Genomic DNA, 17,552 nt, shown 5'->3' on the forward strand with positions numbered 1-17,552 from the left:
CAAAGCCGGTTTCTGAGAAGTGATTTTCATTTGCAGAGTAGGATTCATCATTGACCATTAAGGATTACTGATTACGAGAGTTGAAGGAATATCCGAAAGCCAGAGACTTTTGGAGTCGATAAGGCTGCGCCAGCTTTTTTTGCTGATCAGCATCAGGTCCTGAGACTTCAGAAATTCCTTCTCAATTTTTTTCTCGTTATATAAAGTGATGTGATTGGGTGCGACCTGTTCGATACTCCTGATGAGTTCTTTCACCTCAATATTGCTTCTGATCTGTCCTGCGACATCAAGAATGATAATTTGCGAATTGTTATTGTTAATTAACCGTTTGGCATATTCAAGAAGATAAAAATCGCTGAGGTTGAAGATGGGGACAAAAACTTTTTCAGCTGCGGTAAATCCTTTATCAACTAAAACACCTACTGGAATATTTGTCTTGTCTAAAATCTGCAGGGTAAAGTCGTCAAACGGGGAAGTGTTGAAAATATAGCTTTTTCCTTTAACGGTATTCAGCAACCTTTCCGGGTTAATGATTTTAGTCGTGAAGCCTAATAGTCTTCCCAGAATGCTTCCTTCATACATTGATTTTCCCAGCATGATCAGAAGCAGATCATAGTTTCCCTTATTGGAAATACTGGTAAGATCGCTTTCGATATCGGTGGAAGCTTTGAAAAGAGTTGTGACTTCAAGCTGGAGCTCATTCGACGTTTCAATAACTTTCTTAAACTGTTCTTTTTCAAAATTTTCAATATCAAAAGCATGCAGTTCATCCACCGGAGCGATATTCATGGCTGTAACGCTTTTGTTTCCGTTCATTTTACGGGTAAAATTGTCTGCTAAGGTAAGGAGTGTACTTCCTGATTCCGCTGTTTCGAAAGACAGAAGAACTTTATACTTCGCATCATCGTCCTGCTGATCTTCATCATCGAGTGCTGACTTTTTACCTTTAAAAAGATAATTGATGAGGTCAAGGCACGGACCTGTCATGAAAGTGGTAAATAATGCCATGATGACCAGCATGGCAAACAGTTCCGGTCCCAGAACCCCTAAATCATAACCTATATTCAAAACAATCAGTTCTGTTAGGCCCCTCGTATTCATCAATGCTCCGATCGTGAGACTGTCTTTCCAGCTCATTTTTAGGAATTTAGAGGTAAGGGCACTTCCTACAAATTTCCCGGTGACTGCAGTTAGGATAATAAAACCTCCTATTTTCCAAAGATGGGGATCATTTAACAGACCGATCTGGGTACGTAATCCTGTAAATACGAAGAAAAGCGGAAGTAAGAGCACCAACGCAACATCTTCAATTTTTTCAATAAAAAGATTTCTGAATTTCACATTCTCCGGCATGATTGCTCCCGCCATGAATGCTCCGAAAAGGGCATGGATACCGATGACCTCTGTTGCATAAGATGAAATAATCAGAATCAGAAAAAATACAGCAACCAAAGGTTTGCTGATAAAACCTTTACCTTTCTGTGATTCGGCAATCCTGATTAAAAACGGACGTACCGCTTTGATCATGATAAAAACATACAGAATCGCCATCAATATAACAAATACCGATCCTGAAAAAGATCCTGCCTTTACGACAGCAATGACTGCTGCTAAAATACACCAGGCTGTGATGTCATCTGCGGCCGCACAGGTAATCACAACCGTTCCGATCTTTGTTTTGTGAAGATTCCTTTCCTGAACAATTCTGGCCAGAACCGGAAAAGCAGTAATACTCATGGCAATGGCAATAAATAAGGCAAAAGAACTGAATTGAATTCCCGCTGGAGCAAACTCCTGATAGATGAAATAGGAAAGTCCGACTCCCAGTGCAAAAGGGAAAATTATACTGGCATGGCTGATCACTACTGCATCGTGTGCTTTTTTTCTCAAGACACTCAGGTCAAGTTCCATCCCAACAATGTACATGAAAAGTATCAAACCGATCTGACTTAGAAACTGTAAGTTCGGAAGTGATTCTTTAGGGAAAATAAATGCAGAAAGTTCAGGGAAATAAAGTCCGAAAAGGGACGGGCCGAGGACGATACCCGCAATCATTTCACCGATCACGGACGGCTGCTTCAGTTTAATACAAATCCAGCCAAATAATTTTGCTACAAGGATAATGGTCACAATCTGCGCCAGTAAAAGAGCCAGTGGATGATGAAGGTTGGTCATGAAAGAATCTGTGAAATTTTCCCACATCGTGGAACCTGTCGCTTTATTCGGAGCAATATTTTGACCTGCTTCCAGTGTTTTTCCTTCAATAAAAAACCAATACATCAGACACGAAAAGAAAGCAATAGTGCTGAAGTAAAAGATGATATTTTTATATTTCCCCATAATCATTAATCATTTTATTAAATGCAAATTTCTGTAGAATAAACGGATGTTAAAAATGCTTTTTTTTGAAATGTAACAAATGCACAGAATAATGTAATGAAACTTACCTGAAACTGTACCCTAATCCCAATCCCATTTTCCAGCTTCCGTTTTCTGTTGCTGTTTTGCTGTTGTAATAGAGTGGAACCTGTAATGCGATCTTTTTATATACTGCCGCAAGACCAACGCCGAGTGTCGGCATTACAGGAGAATTTTTTGTTCCTGTTGAATGATCCTCCTTAATTCTTAGTGAAGGAAGCATTCCTATCATTATTTTCGTGTCGTGATGTCTGTAACTGACGTTTGGACCGGTAAAATTGATAAATCCTCCATGATCTGCATATCCGGCAACAACGGTTCCTTCCACCCATGAAGCTTTTATGTTTGAATTGTTTTCCTGCGAAAAACAAAGGCCGGCCGTCAGAATTGCACAGCAGTAAAGAGTTTTCTTCATATTACATGATTTAATCTGGCGCAAAAATAAACTGACTCAACAGATGTTTTAATCGGATGTAATCAAACGGCTGAATTCTGCACTGAAAATGACAAAGTCTGAAACATTTCAAAATCAGGAGTGAATTAAGGTCTCGTTACAACACCAGGTATGGAGGAATGATCTATTATATTTTTCCAGTGAATATCCAATTTTTATCAGACAGCAATTAAAATTTGCGTGTTATCAATTTTTCATCATACGATATTTATGAAATCTGTGAATTTTTAGACAAAAATCTAAGGACGATTGCAATAAAGCTTTTGAGGAATTAAAGAAGAAAGGTTTCTCACCCAATCCTATTTACCGAATCTTTCCATTAAAGAAGCTTTATAGGTATCGCCGATCTGTAATTTTAAAAAATGATCATTTTCTGTGGCAATGGTGGTGATAATTTCACTGGTTGATAAAACTTTTACAGAGGACAGAGCAATGATCTCTTTTTTGTTGACCTGCGCAAAATATTTGGAGGGCAACATTTCAAGCAGAGATTTGAAATTAAGGTTTTTCAGTACGATGATTGTACCGTCTTTCAGAATAATATCTTTGTCTCGGCTGTCAATTTCTGAAGTTTTTATATAAGCGATCTGTTCTGTGAAAATCGTTGATTTACCTATATTGCTGTTCCATTCGATCGATCCTTTCTGCGGAATAGGGCTGAGCAGATCTGCTGCTTTTTCAAATGCCTGAATCAGTCTCTCTTTCTTGATAGGTTTCCGGACATAGTCAACCACATTAAGATCAAAAGCCTCTGCTGCATATTCTTTATAGGCGGTGGTAAAAATGATTTTTTTTGAATCCGAAATCAGTTCAGCTACCTGAAGTCCTGTCATTCCCGGCATTTCAATATCCAGAATGCAGAGATTACAGTCTATATTTTTAATTTCACTGAGGAAAATTTTAGGATCGTTGAAAGCTTTTACCACTTCTACATTGTCAATCTGTTCGCATAAAAGTTTTAAGTAACTTATCGCAAGCAGCTCATCATCAAGAATAACGCATTTTATCATAGAATTCTCCTAAATTAATTTTTAATTCTGCGGTGAAAATACCGTTTTTTGAGTTTTTCTGAAGGGAGTAAAAGCTGCTGTAGATCATTTTAAGACGCTGATCCAGTGATTGGCTTCCAAAACCGCTGTGCTCTTTTTCCAGAACATTCTTTAACGAAGCTTTGTTGCTGACTTTCATCGTGAAAATTCTGTTTTCCAGCTCAAGGTGAATGGCTATAAATGAATCCGGCGCAAGAAAATCAGTGTGCTTAAATGCATTTTCAATCAGGTCTACAGAAATCAGGGGAGCAAAAACTTTTTCTTCATAAACCGCATCGGACTTGTCAATCTTCGATTTTATTCTGAAGTCAAACAGCGGGTTGATTTTAATTTTATTGATTTCAATCAGACTTAATGCAAAACTGAATTCTTCTTTCGGGCTTACAAATTTATTGTTGCTTTCGTATAAAATATAGTCCAGAACGTTCGCTAACTTATCCAGCGACATATAAGTCTGATAGGCGTGGGACTGTACGGAATTGAGAATGTTTTTAAAAAGATGGGGATTCAGTTTGGTGCCGATATGCTCAAGCTGCACTTCATTCAGGCGCTTCTCGATCAGTTTATTGGTTTCTGAGAGTTTGGTGTTTTTTTTTCTGAAACTCTGATTCTGGCTGAACAAATAAATACTGACGGTGAGAAAAAAGAAGATAGAAAATACACCGACGAAAATCAGATAATCGTGTATCATGTAATAATTTCCGTCCATCGCAGTAGATTATTTTATTTTCTTTAAGCTTAACAACTGAGCTTCCTCATCACATTTAGAAAATGTAGCTTCATAACGCGGATTGTCTTTCGGGTATGAAATCAAGTAATCAGGACATGGCTTTTTCTGTGCGTTGCTTCTGTCGAAATCTACTTTTCCTTCAGTAATGATACTGTCTTTCACAAATTTTTCATCCACTTTCAAGGCAGTCATTTCAGCCTTGAAATTTTCAGAATACGTAAAATCTTTCGAAAGGGTTTCAGCGATAACGCGGCTGTTCGGTAAATATCCGCTGCAGCTTACGCCTTTTTTATTTAGAACGAAAAATACAATAATAAGTCCGGGAACGAGACCGATTAAAAAGAATTTGATTTTTTTCATATAACGGTTAAGAGATCTGCTAGAAAATTAAAAGATTGATATCATGATACGTAAGTCCGAAACGGTCGCAGATCACTTTTTTGGTATGTCTGCCTTTATACATATAAAGACTCTGTTTCATTTCGTTTTTGCGGATCAGCATGTTTTCGAAACCACCTTCTACATCATAATTCAGGATATAGGAAAGAAAAAAGTTAGAAATTGCTTTGGTCGTTGTTCTCGGCATTTTTGAGGTCAGGTTCGGAAGCCCGCAGTGGATAACACCGTGTTTGATGATATAAGGATCTTCCATCGTTGTCAGCTCGGAAGTTTCAATCACTTTACCGTTGTCAATCGCTACATCGATGATGACGCTTCCTTTTTTCATTTTGCAGACCATTTCTTCTGTGACAATCGGCTGCATATTTAATCTTGGCAATGCACCAATGACCACATCAGCACGTCTCAGGCTCTTGCTCAGTTCCTTGGGATCTATGATGGATGTCGGAACCCTGCTGTCCACCAGAGTGTGGAGCCTTCTGAGTTTTGAAAGTGAATTGTCAAATACTTTGACACTGGCTCCGAGACCAATAGCAGCTTTTGTAGCAAATTCACCGACAATCCCGGCACCCAGAACTACTACTTCTGCCGGTCGTACGCCAGTGATGCCTCCTAACATCAGCCCGTTGGATAAAGCTAATAATTCTGATGCATATAAAATTGAAACCGTTCCTGCGATTTCTCCGATCAGTCTTACCAAAGCCAGTTGCTTGTACTCATCTACAATAAATTCAAATGCAATGGCATTGATTTTTCTCTCTGCCAATTTTAAGAAATACTCTTTATCCCTTAAATTGATCTGAAGAGCAGAAACCAGATAGGTATTGGGTTTGAAATAATCAATTTCATCTTCTGTAGGCGGATTGATTTTTAAAATCAGATCCTGGCTGAAAGCTTCTTTTGGATCTTTCGTAATGATTGCCCCTGATTCTGAGTATTGAAGGTCAGTGAAGAATGATCCCTGCCCGGCACCGGATTCTACAATAATCTCATGACCATGCTGTACCAAAACCTGTACGGCATCAGGTGTTATGCAAGTACGTCTTTCATTGAGACAGGTTTCTTTTGGGATTCCTATACTGAATTGTTTGCCTTTTCTTATAACTTCCAACTTTTCCTCCTTTGGCATTAATTCTTCCTCGGAAAAAGGAGTAAAAATATTTGTGGTACTCATTTTAAATTCAATTATGACTTACAGAAAATTAAAAATACAATCGATTTCTAAGAACAAAGATACATAATAAGTAGTTGCTGGCAATTAGCTTATTGTTATCGGCATTACATTCGGCTCTATACATTTGATATACATTATTATTTGCCACAGCTAAATTTTACTCAAAACTGATTTCTCTGCTTTCACCGTTATTGTGTATACTCATGGTATGGTATTTTAATCCGTACAATTCTTCTTCATAAACTTCAGGCCATTCTATGATGCACAGGAAAGCATTGTCCAGATATTCTTCGATGCCAATGTCAAATACATCCTCAATATTTTTCAGACGGTACAAATCAAAATGATAGACTTTTCCTTTTGGCGTACTGTACTCATTGACAATAGAGTAGGTGGGTGAGCTTACCTCGTCATGACTGTCTAGATTTTTAAGTAAAACCTGTGTAAATGTAGTTTTTCCGGCACCCAAATTTCCTTTTAAAAGTAAAATGGAATGCTTTAGTTGCGGAAGAATTTCTTCTACAACGTTTTGCCAGTCCTGTATCTGTTTTATATTAAATTGCATGAATATTATTTGATGCAAAAATACTAATATTACAAAGTAAATCGAATAACAAACCGGTAGAATTGAATCATGAAACTTCAATTTTCATTACTTTTGCAAGATGATTTCCAAGCAGACGATCGATAAAATATTTTCAACAATCCGGGTAGAGGAGATTGTGGGTGAATATGTGCAGTTGAAAAGAGCGGGATCCAACTTTAAAGGTTTGAGTCCGTTTCATGATGAAAAGTCACCAAGTTTTGTCGTGTCACCAAGTAAGCAGATATGGAAAGATTTCTCAACTGGAAAAGGGGGGACGGCGATTTCTTTCTTAATGGAGATTGAAAATTTCACCTATCCTGAAGCACTTCGTCACGCTGCTAAAAAATACGGAATCGAAATTGAAGAAGACCAGCGGGAGTTTTCGGAGGAAGCAAAAATTGCACAGTCAGAACGCGATATCCTGTATAAGATTCATGAAATAGCCAATGATTATTTCCAGAATATTTTATGGGAAAACGAAGAGGGCAGGTCAATAGGGCTGTCTTACTTCAGGGAGCGTGAGCTGAAGGATGATATTATTAAGAAATTTCAGTTAGGATATTCTCCCGAAAAGAAAAATTCATTTACAGAATTTGCTTTGAATAAAGGCTATTCCAAAGAAATTCTGGAAAAATCAGGACTGTCTATTTTTCCTGAAAATTCACCGGCAGGTATTGACCGTTTCCGTGAACGGGTGATGTTTCCGATTCACAGTTTTTCAGGCAGGGTTTTGGGTTTTGGAGCCAGAATCCTTAAAAGTAATATCAAAACAGCCAAGTATCTCAATTCGCCGGAAACAGAGATTTATCATAAATCAAATGTCCTGTACGGTTTAAACCAGAGTAAACAGGCGATCTCCAGAAAAAATATCTGCCTGCTCGTAGAAGGGTATATGGATGTGATTTCGCTCCATCTTTCAGGAATCGAAAATGTGGTGGCAAGTTCAGGAACCTCACTGACGACCGAGCAGATCAAGCTGATCAAAAGACTGACAGAAAATGTAACCATCCTTTTTGATGGTGATAATGCGGGTATTAAAGCAAGTTTCCGGAGTATTGATATGCTGTTGACGGAAGGGATGAACATTCGTGTTTTACTCTTTCCTGAAGGGGATGACCCGGATTCTTTTGCCAGAAAACATCCGCAGGATTATGTAGAAAAATTCATAGAAAATGAAGCGATGGATTTCATCGATTTCAAAGCTGAAATTTTATTGAAGGAAGCAGGGAATGATCCTATCAAAAAAGCAGAAGCGATCAGGAATATTGTTAAATCTGTCGGATTTGTACAGAATGCCTTGAAAAGGGAGGTCTATCTGAAAGAAGTATCCAATAAATTCGGACTTTCGGAGCAGAGTCTTTTTAATGAACTGGATATTCAGAAGCAGATTACGCAGAATCAGGCACCAAGGGCTCAGCTGAAAGAAGATGTCCAGCCAAAACTTGAAAAAGTTCCTGATACTGTAGAGCAGGTAGATCCGATTATATTTGATCTCCTGAACCAGGAAAATAATTTAGTCAATCTGATGCTGAATTTCGGTGATGTTGTCCTGCACAGGGAAAACGAAACCAACGAAAAATACGACATTACGGTCATCGAAGAGATTCTCCACCATTTTGAAGAAGAAAACTACGAATTTCAGGTTGAACTGAATAAAATAATTATTGACAGTATTAAAGAAGGGATTGCCAATGAAGAACTTCGGAAGGGAAACTTTTTTGTCACATTTATGGATGAGGGAATTACCTCGAAAGTCGTTGATGCCATTATGCCCTTAAATGATCTCGAAAACTGGGCATCCAGAAATATTTTCCCTCCGAATTATGGTGATAAAATCAATACTCAGGTCGAAGGTGATATTCTGATTCATAAATTCAGATACATTGATTACCTGATCAGAGAAACAACGAAAAGCCTTGAAACAGATCAGCAGGATGAATCTAAATATTATGAATCCATCAAAAAAATAACCTTGCTTAAGCAGGCGTCTATGCAGCTGTCAGAGATTTTAGGATATTCTCCGATCAAAGGAATTTATGTGAAAAGATAATTATTTTGCCTGCAAAAACTACAATGGAAAAAATCTGAGAAATCAACGTGAAAGACTATTGCCTGCATATGGAGCAAAGGTATGATTGCAAAGTACTTACATTATTTTGTAATCTAAAATGGAATACTGCACAGTTGGTTGACAGATTCAGGCATTAAAACTTTAAGTAGATAAACTTCTTTTGTGCCAAAAAGTCCTATAAAAATTTAGGAATAAAAATTGTAAATTACATCTTAATAAATTTAAAAATAAGACCAATAGAAATATGGACATTAAAAAAGAATTCAGAGATTTCTCTGTAAAGCATTTAGGAAACAGCGGTCTGGCGACCGATCAGTATATGGGAATGTATGGTCCTACAAACCTTACTCCTTATATTATGGAGGAAAGAAGGTTGAATGTTGCTCAAATGGATGTATTCTCCCGTCTGATGATGGACAGAATTATCTTTTTAGGAACCGGAATTGACGATCAGGTAGCCAATATCGTAACTGCTCAGTTATTGTTCCTGGAAAGTTCTGATTCTGCAAAAGATATTCAGATCTATATCAACTCTCCCGGTGGAAGCGTTTATGCAGGTTTAGGAATTTATGACACGATGCAGATCATCAAGCCGGATGTGGCAACGATCTGTACAGGTATTGCCGCTTCGATGGGGGCTGTATTGCTGGTGGCCGGTGAAAAAGGAAAGCGTTCTGCGCTGAAACACTCAAGAGTGATGATCCACCAGCCTTCAGGAGGTGCTCAAGGGGTAGCTTCTGATATGGAAATCAACCTGAGAGAGATGTTGAAACTGAAAAAAGAATTGTACGACATCATTTCTGAGCATTCAGGTCAAACATACGAATGGGTAGAAAAAGCATCCGACAGAGATTACTGGATGACGTCTACTGAAGCCAAAGATTTTGGAATGGTCGATGAAGTTTTACAGAGATCAAAAAAGGAAAAATAATTTTTCGGAAATATTCAAAAAGAAAAAACACGTCGATTGACGTGTTTTTTTATTCAGTAGAAATGCGATTAAGCCTGTTTGATTAATTAAAACCTTCAATAATTTTAGAAAAATCTTCCAGTTTCAAAGCTGCTCCGCCAATCAGTCCACCGTCGATATCAGGTTGAGAAAAAATTTCTTTTGCATTGTCAGGTTTTACTGATCCGCCGTAAAGGATAGAAATTTCGTCAGCAACTTCCTGACCATATTTTTCAGCAATACTGTTTCTGATATGTGCGTGAATCTCCTGTGCCTGCTCAGGACTTGCCGTTTCACCGGTTCCGATTGCCCACACAGGTTCATAAGCGATCACCACTTTCTTGATTTCTTCAGCAGTAAGGGTAAAAAGAGCAGTTTCTGTCTGATTTTTTACAACGTCTAAATGTTGTCCTGCTTTTCTCTGTTCAAGGGTCTCACCGTTACAGTAAACAGGTATAAGGCCTTTATCCAACGCTAATTTTACTTTTTTGTTACAGCTTTCATCATTTTCGCCATGGTACTGTCTTCTTTCAGAGTGACCGATCAGAGAACCGTTCACATCGATGGATTCCAGCATGTCTGCAGAAAGTTCACCAGTGTAGGCACCGCTTTCAAATTCACTCATATCCTGGGAAAAAACTCCGATTTCGTCTTTTTCGAAAATGTCTTTTGCCATCATCAGATAAAGAGACGGAGGAGCGATCCAAACTTCACAGTTGGTTGTATTGTCGTTTTTATAACTTAATAACTGAATCATCAATTGCTGTGCTTCAATTACATTTTTGTTCATTTTCCAGTTTCCTGCAACTATTTTTCTTCTCATAGTTTATTTAAATTATTTATTAATTCCTTCCAGTTTAAACATAAAAGCATACACCAAAGCAGTGTCTTTCAGGTAATCAAATCTTCCTGATGCACCACCATGACCATAAGCCATATCTGTTTTTAGTAATACTATATTTTTATCCGTTTTTAAATCTCTCAGTTTTGCAACCCATTTTGCAGGTTCAAAATACTGTACCTGAGAATCGTGTAAACCTGTCGTAACCAAAATATTCGGATAGTTTTTCTTTTCAATATTTTCGTACGGAGAGTAAGATTTCATATAAAAATAAGCCTCTTTATTATTGGGATTTCCCCATTCGTCATATTCATTCGTGGTCAACGGAATGCTTTCATCAAGCATTGTATTGACAACATCTACAAAAGGAACCTGAGAAATGATGCCATTCCATAAATCGGGTTTCATATTGACTACAGCCCCCATCAGTAAACCTCCGGCACTTCCTCCCTGAGCATACAGATGTTTCGGCGAAGTATATTTTTCCTTTACCAGGTATTCTCCGGCATCGATGAAATCCGTAAACGTATTTTTCTTTTTCATCATCTTACCGTCTTCATACCATTGTCTTCCCATTTCCTGGCCTCCGCGGATATGCGCAATGGCAAAAGCAAAACCTCTGTCCAAAAGGCTCAGCCTGGTACTGCTGAATGTAGCATCCATCGAGTTTCCGTAAGATCCGTAAGCGTAGAGCAGAAGCGGACTGCTGCCGTCTTTTTTATATCCTTTCTTATAAACAATGGAAATCGGAATTTTTGTTCCGTCTTTAGCCGTTGCAAAAAGCCTTTCAGTTGTATAATCGGCTTTATTGTATCCGCCCAAAACTTCCTGTTCTTTCAGTAAAATTCTTTTTCCTGTTTTCAGGTCCTGTTCAAACTGAGAAGCCGGAGTAACCATCGAAGTATAGCCAAAACGGAAGTTATCCGTATTGTACTCAGGGTTTCCTGAAGGATAAACGGTATAAGCCGGTTCGTCGAATTTCAGAAATTCTTTTTTACCCGTTTTCTGGTCATAGATGACCAGTTGTGAAAGTCCGTTTTGTCTCTCATTAAAAACAAGGTAATTTTTAAACTCACTGATTCCTTCCATCAGTACCTCCTTCCGGTGCGGCACAAAATCTTTCCAGTTTTCTACTCCGGTCTTGTCCAAAGGAGTTTCTACCACTTTAAAGTTTAGTGCATCTTTATTGGTGGTAACTAAAAAACGGTCTTCCAGAGGAGTTACCTCATACAGGACATCCTTCATTCTTGGCTGGAAAACTTTGAACGATTCGCTTGGCTTGTTGGCATCCAGATACCTTGTTTCTGAAGATGTTGTTGCTCCGGAATAGATCATGATGAATTTTTCATTCTTTGATTTTCCGACGCCGATGTAATTGGTTTTATCCTTTTCCTCGTATACCAAAACATCTTTAGCTGCATCTGTCCATAATGAATGTCTGAAAATTTTCTCAGTTAATAGGGTTTCAGGGTTTTTTGAGGTATAAAAAACGGTTTTGTTATCATTTGCCCAGGTTGCGGAACCTGTGGTATTTTTAATACCCAGGTCAGTGGTCTTTCCTGTGGTAAGATCTTTTATAAATAATGTATACTGTCTTCTTGATACGTCATCAACTCCATAGATCATTTTTGTATTATCAGGGCTGATGCTGAAACCTGATGCAGAATAGTAGGCGTGGCCTTCTGCCATCTGATCGACATCAAGCAGGATTTCTTCAGGAGCATTGAGATTTGCTTTTTTTCTGCAGTATTTGAAATACTGCTTTCCGGTTTCGGTACGGCTGTAGTAATAATATCCATTCTTAAAAACCGGTACAGATTCATCTTTCTCCCTGATTCTGGCTTTCATCTCCTTAAAAAGCTGATCTCTGAAAGGTTCTGTATCTTTCATCATACCTTCCCAGTAAGAGTTTTCTGCTTTCAGATAATCAACGACTTTTGTTGAATCCTTTGCTTTCTTGAAATAGTCGATCATCCAGTAGTAGGGATCGTTTACCTGATCCGAATGGATATTTCTTATGTGTTCCTGTTTTTCTGCTACAGGCGCTTTCAAATCAGGGAATTTCTGAGACTGGAAGGTTGCTGATATACTCATGGCCAATAATCCTGTATAAATTTTTTTCATGACTTTCTTTTTTAGTTTAAGCCAGATTCCAAAGATTTTTCAAAAGAATATAGAAAGTATGTTCCTCGTCACTAACGACATCATCAGCTTTGATGAGTGTTTTTGCAAACTGAATAAAATTCTTACGTTCTTTTTCTGTTGAGTCTTCCAAAAAACAGCGTCCGTGAAACTCGAAATGATCTTTCCATTCTTCGGGCTGAAGCAGTGCGATGCTTTCCAATTCGTTATCGAGATTGATTTTAAAAGGAAATTCGTCAGCCAGATACTGCTGAACGAGCATTCCTTCTGCTGGAGCAAATTCTCCGTCTACAGAAGAAAGAATCATTAAAAGGTGGTATCCGGCAATTGATTTATTTGATTTCTGCATTTGAATAGATTTAAAGTTTGAAGTTGACTAATCAACGTAATTTTTAGCGGGTTGTTTATCGATAATCTTTCCGTTCTGTAAGGTAAGTACAAAAGGATTGCTTCTAGCGATAGTTTTGATGGCAGTGCCGTCCATCATTGCATTTTTTATGGTTTTGAAAGTCGTCGGAATTGTTGAGACTCCATAAACAACTGCAGTTTTATCAGTATTTACTTTAGCTTCTACTTTCTGAAGGAGATCATGAGAAACTTCCTGCGGGTGGTAAGAAAAAACTAAAATCGCTTTTGGAGCATTGATGATCTCATCAGTAAGGTTAATTCCTGTCGGATCTTCAATTTTAAATTTCACAATTTCAGATTTATACCCTTCTTTGATAAGTTTAGATTCATTTTTACCTTCTTCGATTTTCCAGGGTGAACCTTCTTCCCAGTATTTTGTCTGATTGATATAGTCATCCTGGTTTATTTTTAAAACTTCTCCTGTTTTTGAATTTTTCAGCGTGTAAAAAGTTTTGTATTCGGAAGGGTTCTGGCTGATTTTTACTTTTTCAGCTTTCATATCTGTTCCGATTTTATAGTCCCGGAAATCGATAACCGGTTCGTTTATTATTCCCTGAGCCATAATGAAAATCATGATGACTGAGAACAGCCCGAATGCGGTTGCTAAAAATTTGTTGTTTTTAGGTTTACTCGTGTAATCATTTTTTTTGCTGAATTCTTTACGGTATAAAGCAAAAAGAATTAAAAGTCCGATCAATAACACAATATCTTTTACAAAACTTTCCCATGGCGTAAATTTAATAGCATCTCCGAAACATCCGCAGTCTGTCACCACATTGAAATAAGCAGAATAGAAGGTCAGAAATCCAAAGAAAACGCAGAGTGCAATAAGTGCAGAAAGGGTGAATTTCAATTTAAAACGAATGAGGAGCATAAAACCAAGCCAAAGTTCGAGGACGACGACAATCACTGAAAACAGTAAGGCAAACTTCTCCAGAAAGGGCATATTGAAGACGGAAGGTGCAAAATATTCTTCCATTTTAAATGAGAAACCGACCAGATCCACTGCTTTAACAAATCCTGAAAGGATGAAAATGACAGCGATAACGAAGCGTAATAAACCTTTGATCATATTAAATAATTTGATGTTCTACATTGTTTTCTTTTTCCGAGAATTTGATCAGACAAAAAACGGCATAATTCAGCATGTCAAAATAATTGGCATCCAGACCTTCCGAAACGATGGTCATTCCCTGATTATCCTCGATTTGTTTTGTTCTTAAAACTTTTTGATAAATCAGATCTGTTATTGATGAAATTCTCATATCCCTCCATGCTTCACCGTAATCATGGTTTTTTCTTTCCATCAATGCTTTGGCTTCCTGTGCATATTGATCATAGAGTCGAAGGATTTCATCCCTGTCTTCATTAAAGTCATTTGAAAAACCTTTTTCCAACTGGATCAGTCCGATAATTGAGTAGTTGACTACAGCGATGAATTCACCCTCTTCACTTTCATCTACCATCTGAACGTCAGTCATCTGCAGGGTACGGATTCTGTTGACCTTGATGTAAATCTGATCGGTAATTGAACTTGGTCTCAAAACCCTCCATGCAGCACCATAATCCTGTAATTTTTTACTGAAAAGATCACGGCACTCACTGATGATTTTCCCGTACTGTATTGAAGTTTTTAGCATACATTCTCTTAATAGTTCAAATATACGAATTAGGTTTTAGCTGAGAGGAAAAAGGCAGAGAGTTTTTGAATTCGAGGGTAGGGTATCTGAGTGTGGGAGTGTTGAGGACTGTACTATTTAGGGTAAGTGTTGAGCAGTTTTGTATTATTTATGTCTAAAAGTTAATTCCGGTGAAAAATTTTTAAAGTTTTAGTTTAATTTTGCAATAATAAATTCGACACATCGGGATGTTTAAAAATAATGTAATTCTTCCGCACTCCACTGTTCCTGCGCCTCAAAAATTTCACTTAGTCAACTGCAACGGGAAACTGGTAGATTTGACTTTACCCCGATTGATGGGAATTCTGAACCTGACACCCGATTCTTTTTCGGATGGCGGAAAATTCAATAACGAAACAGATGCGCTCCGTCAGACTGAAAAATTATTAAAAGACGGTGCTTCAATTATCGATATCGGACCGCAGTCAACACGTCCGAATGCAGCGTTTCTAAGCAGTGATGAAGAAATCAGGAGAATTGGGGGAATCATATCACTGATCAAAAAAGAATTTCCTGAAGCGCTGGTTTCTCTTGATACCTTTTATGCTCAGACGGTCAGTTTCGGGTTTAATGAAGGGATTGATCTGGTGAATGATATATCGGGAGGGCAGTTTGATCCTGAGATGCTTGATTCGGTATCAAAATCCGGACTTCCGTATATTGTAATGCATGTCAACCCGTCATACGAAACGATGCATGATAAAACTTCTTTTGCAGATATAGTTCTCTCCGTCAATCAGTATTTTTCCCGGAAAACCGATGAGTTACTGAAAAAGGGAATCAAAGATATTATCCTGGATCCTGGATTTGGATTTGGGAAGACCGTCGAAGATCAGATGAAGATGACCGATGAAACAGAATTCTTCGGTTTTGGGAGCTTTCCTGTTCTGATCGGAATTTCAAGAAAATCTTTTATTTATAAACCTTTGGGTAAATCTGCTTTGGATATCAACGAAGAAACCCAAAAACTTCATATGAAAGTTTTGAAGCAGGGTGCTAAAATTTTGCGGGTGCATGATGTTGCCGAAGCTAAGAAAACGGTTGATGAATTTTTAAAAAATTATCAGATTACTTACTTGGATATTTAACCGCCTTATCGAGTTCAATAGGATTGTTCGTTTTTCGGATATATTTCTGTTTTTGTTTTGAAAGGATATTGAAATCGGGAGGAGGTTCGGCAGTTCCTGTTTTTTCGTCATACATTTCAATGATGCCTTTCTCTTTAAGTATTCTGTAAGGATCACTGTAGTACGCTAAATAAATTTTTTGAAGCTGATTTTGTGTAACGGTTACAGGCTTTTGAAAATCAGAATTCGATCCTCCAAAAATTGATTCGGATATTTTTCTGTCTTCATTTTTGATTTTTTGTAAAGAAAAAGTATAATGTCTTTTTGTATCATATAATTCAACGATGATTCCGGGTAAACCATGAAACACATAAGGGCCGAATGTTGTTGTATGGCTTTTCGAAAACCATGCCTCCCAGTTTCTCCCTGCATGGTCAACAGTGGCCAATTGACAGGTCAGGCCGCCTATGTTTTTAATTTTATTTTTTATCTCCCAGTTCAGAGGCTGAAATTTCTCGGCTATTCTGTATAATTGAGTGTTTATAAAGTGATATTGATAAGTAACGGTTTGATTTCTCATAATCATAAATTCAATTTCATCCGGAGATAAATAAATCTTCTTTTTATCATACGAGTAGGCTGAATCTGTCTTTAATAATTCATCAGAACAAAAAATAAAATTATCATTGTTAACCCATGCGACCATATTCCTTTTCTCGTGATCTTGAGCAAGAGTATCCTTTACAAAATCCAAATGATAGAAGAACCTGTAATTTTGAGATTTTACAAAACTGCTTAAAATCAGGAGAAAAATCAGTACTGTCTTTTTCATGATAGAAATTTAATTTAAAAAATCAGCAAAAAGACTGTTTTTAATAAAATTAAAAACAGTCTTTTTTTAACAGCTTCCAGATGCGTGAAAGTATTTACAGGAATATCCACTAGGGGGTGTTGGGCAACTTCCCCCTCCTGTGTCACCATAATTAACTTCCAATCCTTTCTGTTTCTCTACATGTACCCAACATGTTGCTGCAACAGCTCTACCAATTACTGTTTTCAAATCATTTCTGCTTAGTTTTTTAAGGTTTTTCATCATCATTCATATTTTAATTAATTTTTTAAAATTAGAAAAATGTCATTTAAAACAATGTATAGAAAATTCAACAAATTTTGTAGAATTTTCTATATTCTAAAACAAATTTTATAAATTGTACAAAACAAAAATGATGAAAATAGGTGCAAATCTTAAAAAATTACGAAGTAAAACCAAATATTCTCAGCAAGAAATTGCAGATATACTCAATGTTGATAGACTTACCTATATTAATTGGGAGAATGGAACGACAGAGATAAAATCAAGTTATATTCCTAAGTTAGCAAATATTTTTAATGTTGACCTGAATGATTTGTTTAGTGAAAAACCAAAAAATAAATTTGATAAATTCATTGATACTGATGAAAATATAGCTCAGCAACGTATTATCATTAATCTTTCGGATAAAAAAATTGCAGAAAAACTAAGTCAGCAGATTGAAGAGCTCATTAAAATATTAAAAAAATAATTTAAACTGATTTACAGCATTCA

At 37.2% G+C, this 17,552-nt stretch carries 18 protein-coding genes; 4 read left to right on the forward strand and 14 right to left on the reverse strand.

What is annotated here, in order from left to right; genetic code table 11:
• Positions 1–57: 57 nt before the first annotated feature.
• From AC2A07_RS15685 to tsaE, 7 genes are all read right to left on the reverse strand, one after another.
• A complete protein-coding gene (locus tag AC2A07_RS15685; RefSeq protein ID WP_484051168.1) occupies positions 58–2,340 on the reverse strand; it encodes a cation:proton antiporter in 2,283 nt (760 codons plus the stop codon).
• A 103-nt stretch (positions 2,341–2,443) separates the two neighbouring features.
• The gene (locus tag AC2A07_RS15690; RefSeq protein WP_484051169.1) at positions 2,444–2,833 is read right to left on the reverse strand and encodes a hypothetical protein; all 390 of its coding nucleotides are present in this window, start codon (positions 2,831–2,833) and stop codon (positions 2,444–2,446) included.
• 338 nt (positions 2,834–3,171) lie between these two features.
• Positions 3,172–3,882, reverse strand: a complete 711-nt coding sequence (locus AC2A07_RS15695; RefSeq protein WP_484051170.1) for a LytR/AlgR family response regulator transcription factor — start codon at positions 3,880–3,882, stop codon at positions 3,172–3,174.
• On the reverse strand, positions 3,860–4,630 hold the full coding sequence (locus tag AC2A07_RS15700; RefSeq protein WP_484051171.1) for a histidine kinase: 771 nt from the start codon (positions 4,628–4,630) through the stop codon (positions 3,860–3,862). Before AC2A07_RS15700 ends, AC2A07_RS15695 begins: the two co-directional genes overlap by 23 nt.
• A 9-nt stretch (positions 4,631–4,639) precedes the next feature.
• Entirely contained in the window at positions 4,640–5,011 is a 372-nt protein-coding gene (locus tag AC2A07_RS15705; RefSeq protein WP_314497090.1) for a hypothetical protein, read from the reverse strand.
• A 19-nt stretch (positions 5,012–5,030) separates the two neighbouring features.
• Entirely contained in the window at positions 5,031–6,224 is a 1,194-nt protein-coding gene (locus AC2A07_RS15710; protein ID WP_314497093.1) for an NAD(P)-dependent oxidoreductase, read from the reverse strand.
• A gap of 157 nt (positions 6,225–6,381) precedes the next feature.
• Positions 6,382–6,789 (reverse strand): tRNA (adenosine(37)-N6)-threonylcarbamoyltransferase complex ATPase subunit type 1 TsaE, encoded by a 408-nt coding sequence (gene tsaE, locus AC2A07_RS15715; protein ID WP_484051172.1) that lies wholly within the window; start codon positions 6,787–6,789, stop codon positions 6,382–6,384.
• A gap of 100 nt (positions 6,790–6,889) precedes the next feature.
• Here tsaE and dnaG point away from each other — a divergent pair, with 100 nt between their 5' ends.
• Both dnaG and clpP read left to right on the forward strand, forming a co-directional pair.
• Positions 6,890–8,860 carry a DNA primase gene (dnaG, locus tag AC2A07_RS15720; RefSeq protein WP_484051173.1) on the forward strand — a complete coding sequence of 657 codons (1,971 nt, stop codon included), beginning with the start codon at positions 6,890–6,892 and terminating at the stop codon, positions 8,858–8,860.
• 265 nt (positions 8,861–9,125) lie between these two features.
• Positions 9,126–9,812: an ATP-dependent Clp endopeptidase proteolytic subunit ClpP gene (clpP, locus tag AC2A07_RS15725; RefSeq protein WP_314497101.1), complete on the forward strand. Its 687-nt coding sequence runs from the start codon at positions 9,126–9,128 to the stop codon at positions 9,810–9,812.
• An 82-nt stretch (positions 9,813–9,894) separates the two neighbouring features.
• Here clpP and tpiA read toward each other — a convergent pair whose 3' ends face one another.
• From tpiA to AC2A07_RS15750, 5 genes are read right to left on the reverse strand one after another with little or no spacing between them, the layout of a single operon-like run.
• Positions 9,895–10,653 carry a triose-phosphate isomerase gene (tpiA, locus tag AC2A07_RS15730; RefSeq protein WP_314497103.1) on the reverse strand — a complete coding sequence of 253 codons (759 nt, stop codon included), beginning with the start codon at positions 10,651–10,653 and terminating at the stop codon, positions 9,895–9,897.
• Positions 10,654–10,665: 12 nt separating this feature from the next.
• Positions 10,666–12,795: a S9 family peptidase gene (locus AC2A07_RS15735; RefSeq protein WP_484051174.1), complete on the reverse strand. Its 2,130-nt coding sequence runs from the start codon at positions 12,793–12,795 to the stop codon at positions 10,666–10,668.
• Positions 12,796–12,811: 16 nt separating this feature from the next.
• Positions 12,812–13,162: a TerB family tellurite resistance protein gene (locus AC2A07_RS15740; RefSeq protein WP_314497109.1), complete on the reverse strand. Its 351-nt coding sequence runs from the start codon at positions 13,160–13,162 to the stop codon at positions 12,812–12,814.
• Positions 13,163–13,189: 27 nt separating this feature from the next.
• Positions 13,190–14,293 carry a BT_3928 family protein gene (locus AC2A07_RS15745; protein WP_484051175.1) on the reverse strand — a complete coding sequence of 368 codons (1,104 nt, stop codon included), beginning with the start codon at positions 14,291–14,293 and terminating at the stop codon, positions 13,190–13,192.
• Between the two features lies 1 nt (position 14,294).
• The gene (locus tag AC2A07_RS15750; RefSeq protein ID WP_314497113.1) at positions 14,295–14,861 is read right to left on the reverse strand and encodes a DUF1599 domain-containing protein; all 567 of its coding nucleotides are present in this window, start codon (positions 14,859–14,861) and stop codon (positions 14,295–14,297) included.
• Between the two features lie 227 nt (positions 14,862–15,088).
• Here AC2A07_RS15750 and folP point away from each other — a divergent pair, with 227 nt between their 5' ends.
• A complete protein-coding gene (gene folP / locus AC2A07_RS15755; protein WP_484051176.1) occupies positions 15,089–15,988 on the forward strand; it encodes a dihydropteroate synthase in 900 nt (299 codons plus the stop codon).
• On the opposite strand, the gene AC2A07_RS15760 is transcribed toward folP, so the two are convergent.
• Complete coding sequence (locus AC2A07_RS15760; RefSeq protein WP_484051177.1) at positions 15,969–16,799, reverse strand: GLPGLI family protein; 831 nt, start codon at positions 16,797–16,799, stop codon at positions 15,969–15,971. The two genes, folP and AC2A07_RS15760, sit on opposite strands and share 20 nt — an antisense overlap.
• Positions 16,800–16,865: 66 nt before the next feature.
• Entirely contained in the window at positions 16,866–17,066 is a 201-nt protein-coding gene (locus AC2A07_RS15765; RefSeq protein ID WP_484051178.1) for a bacteriocin-like protein, read from the reverse strand.
• A 124-nt stretch (positions 17,067–17,190) separates the two neighbouring features.
• On the opposite strand from AC2A07_RS15765, the gene AC2A07_RS15770 reads away from it, so the two are divergent.
• Entirely contained in the window at positions 17,191–17,529 is a 339-nt protein-coding gene (locus tag AC2A07_RS15770) for a helix-turn-helix domain-containing protein (RefSeq protein ID WP_484051179.1), read from the forward strand.
• Positions 17,530–17,552: the final 23 nt, after the last annotated feature.

This window comes from Chryseobacterium sp. HNCC26DJ238, from assembly GCF_057180465.1.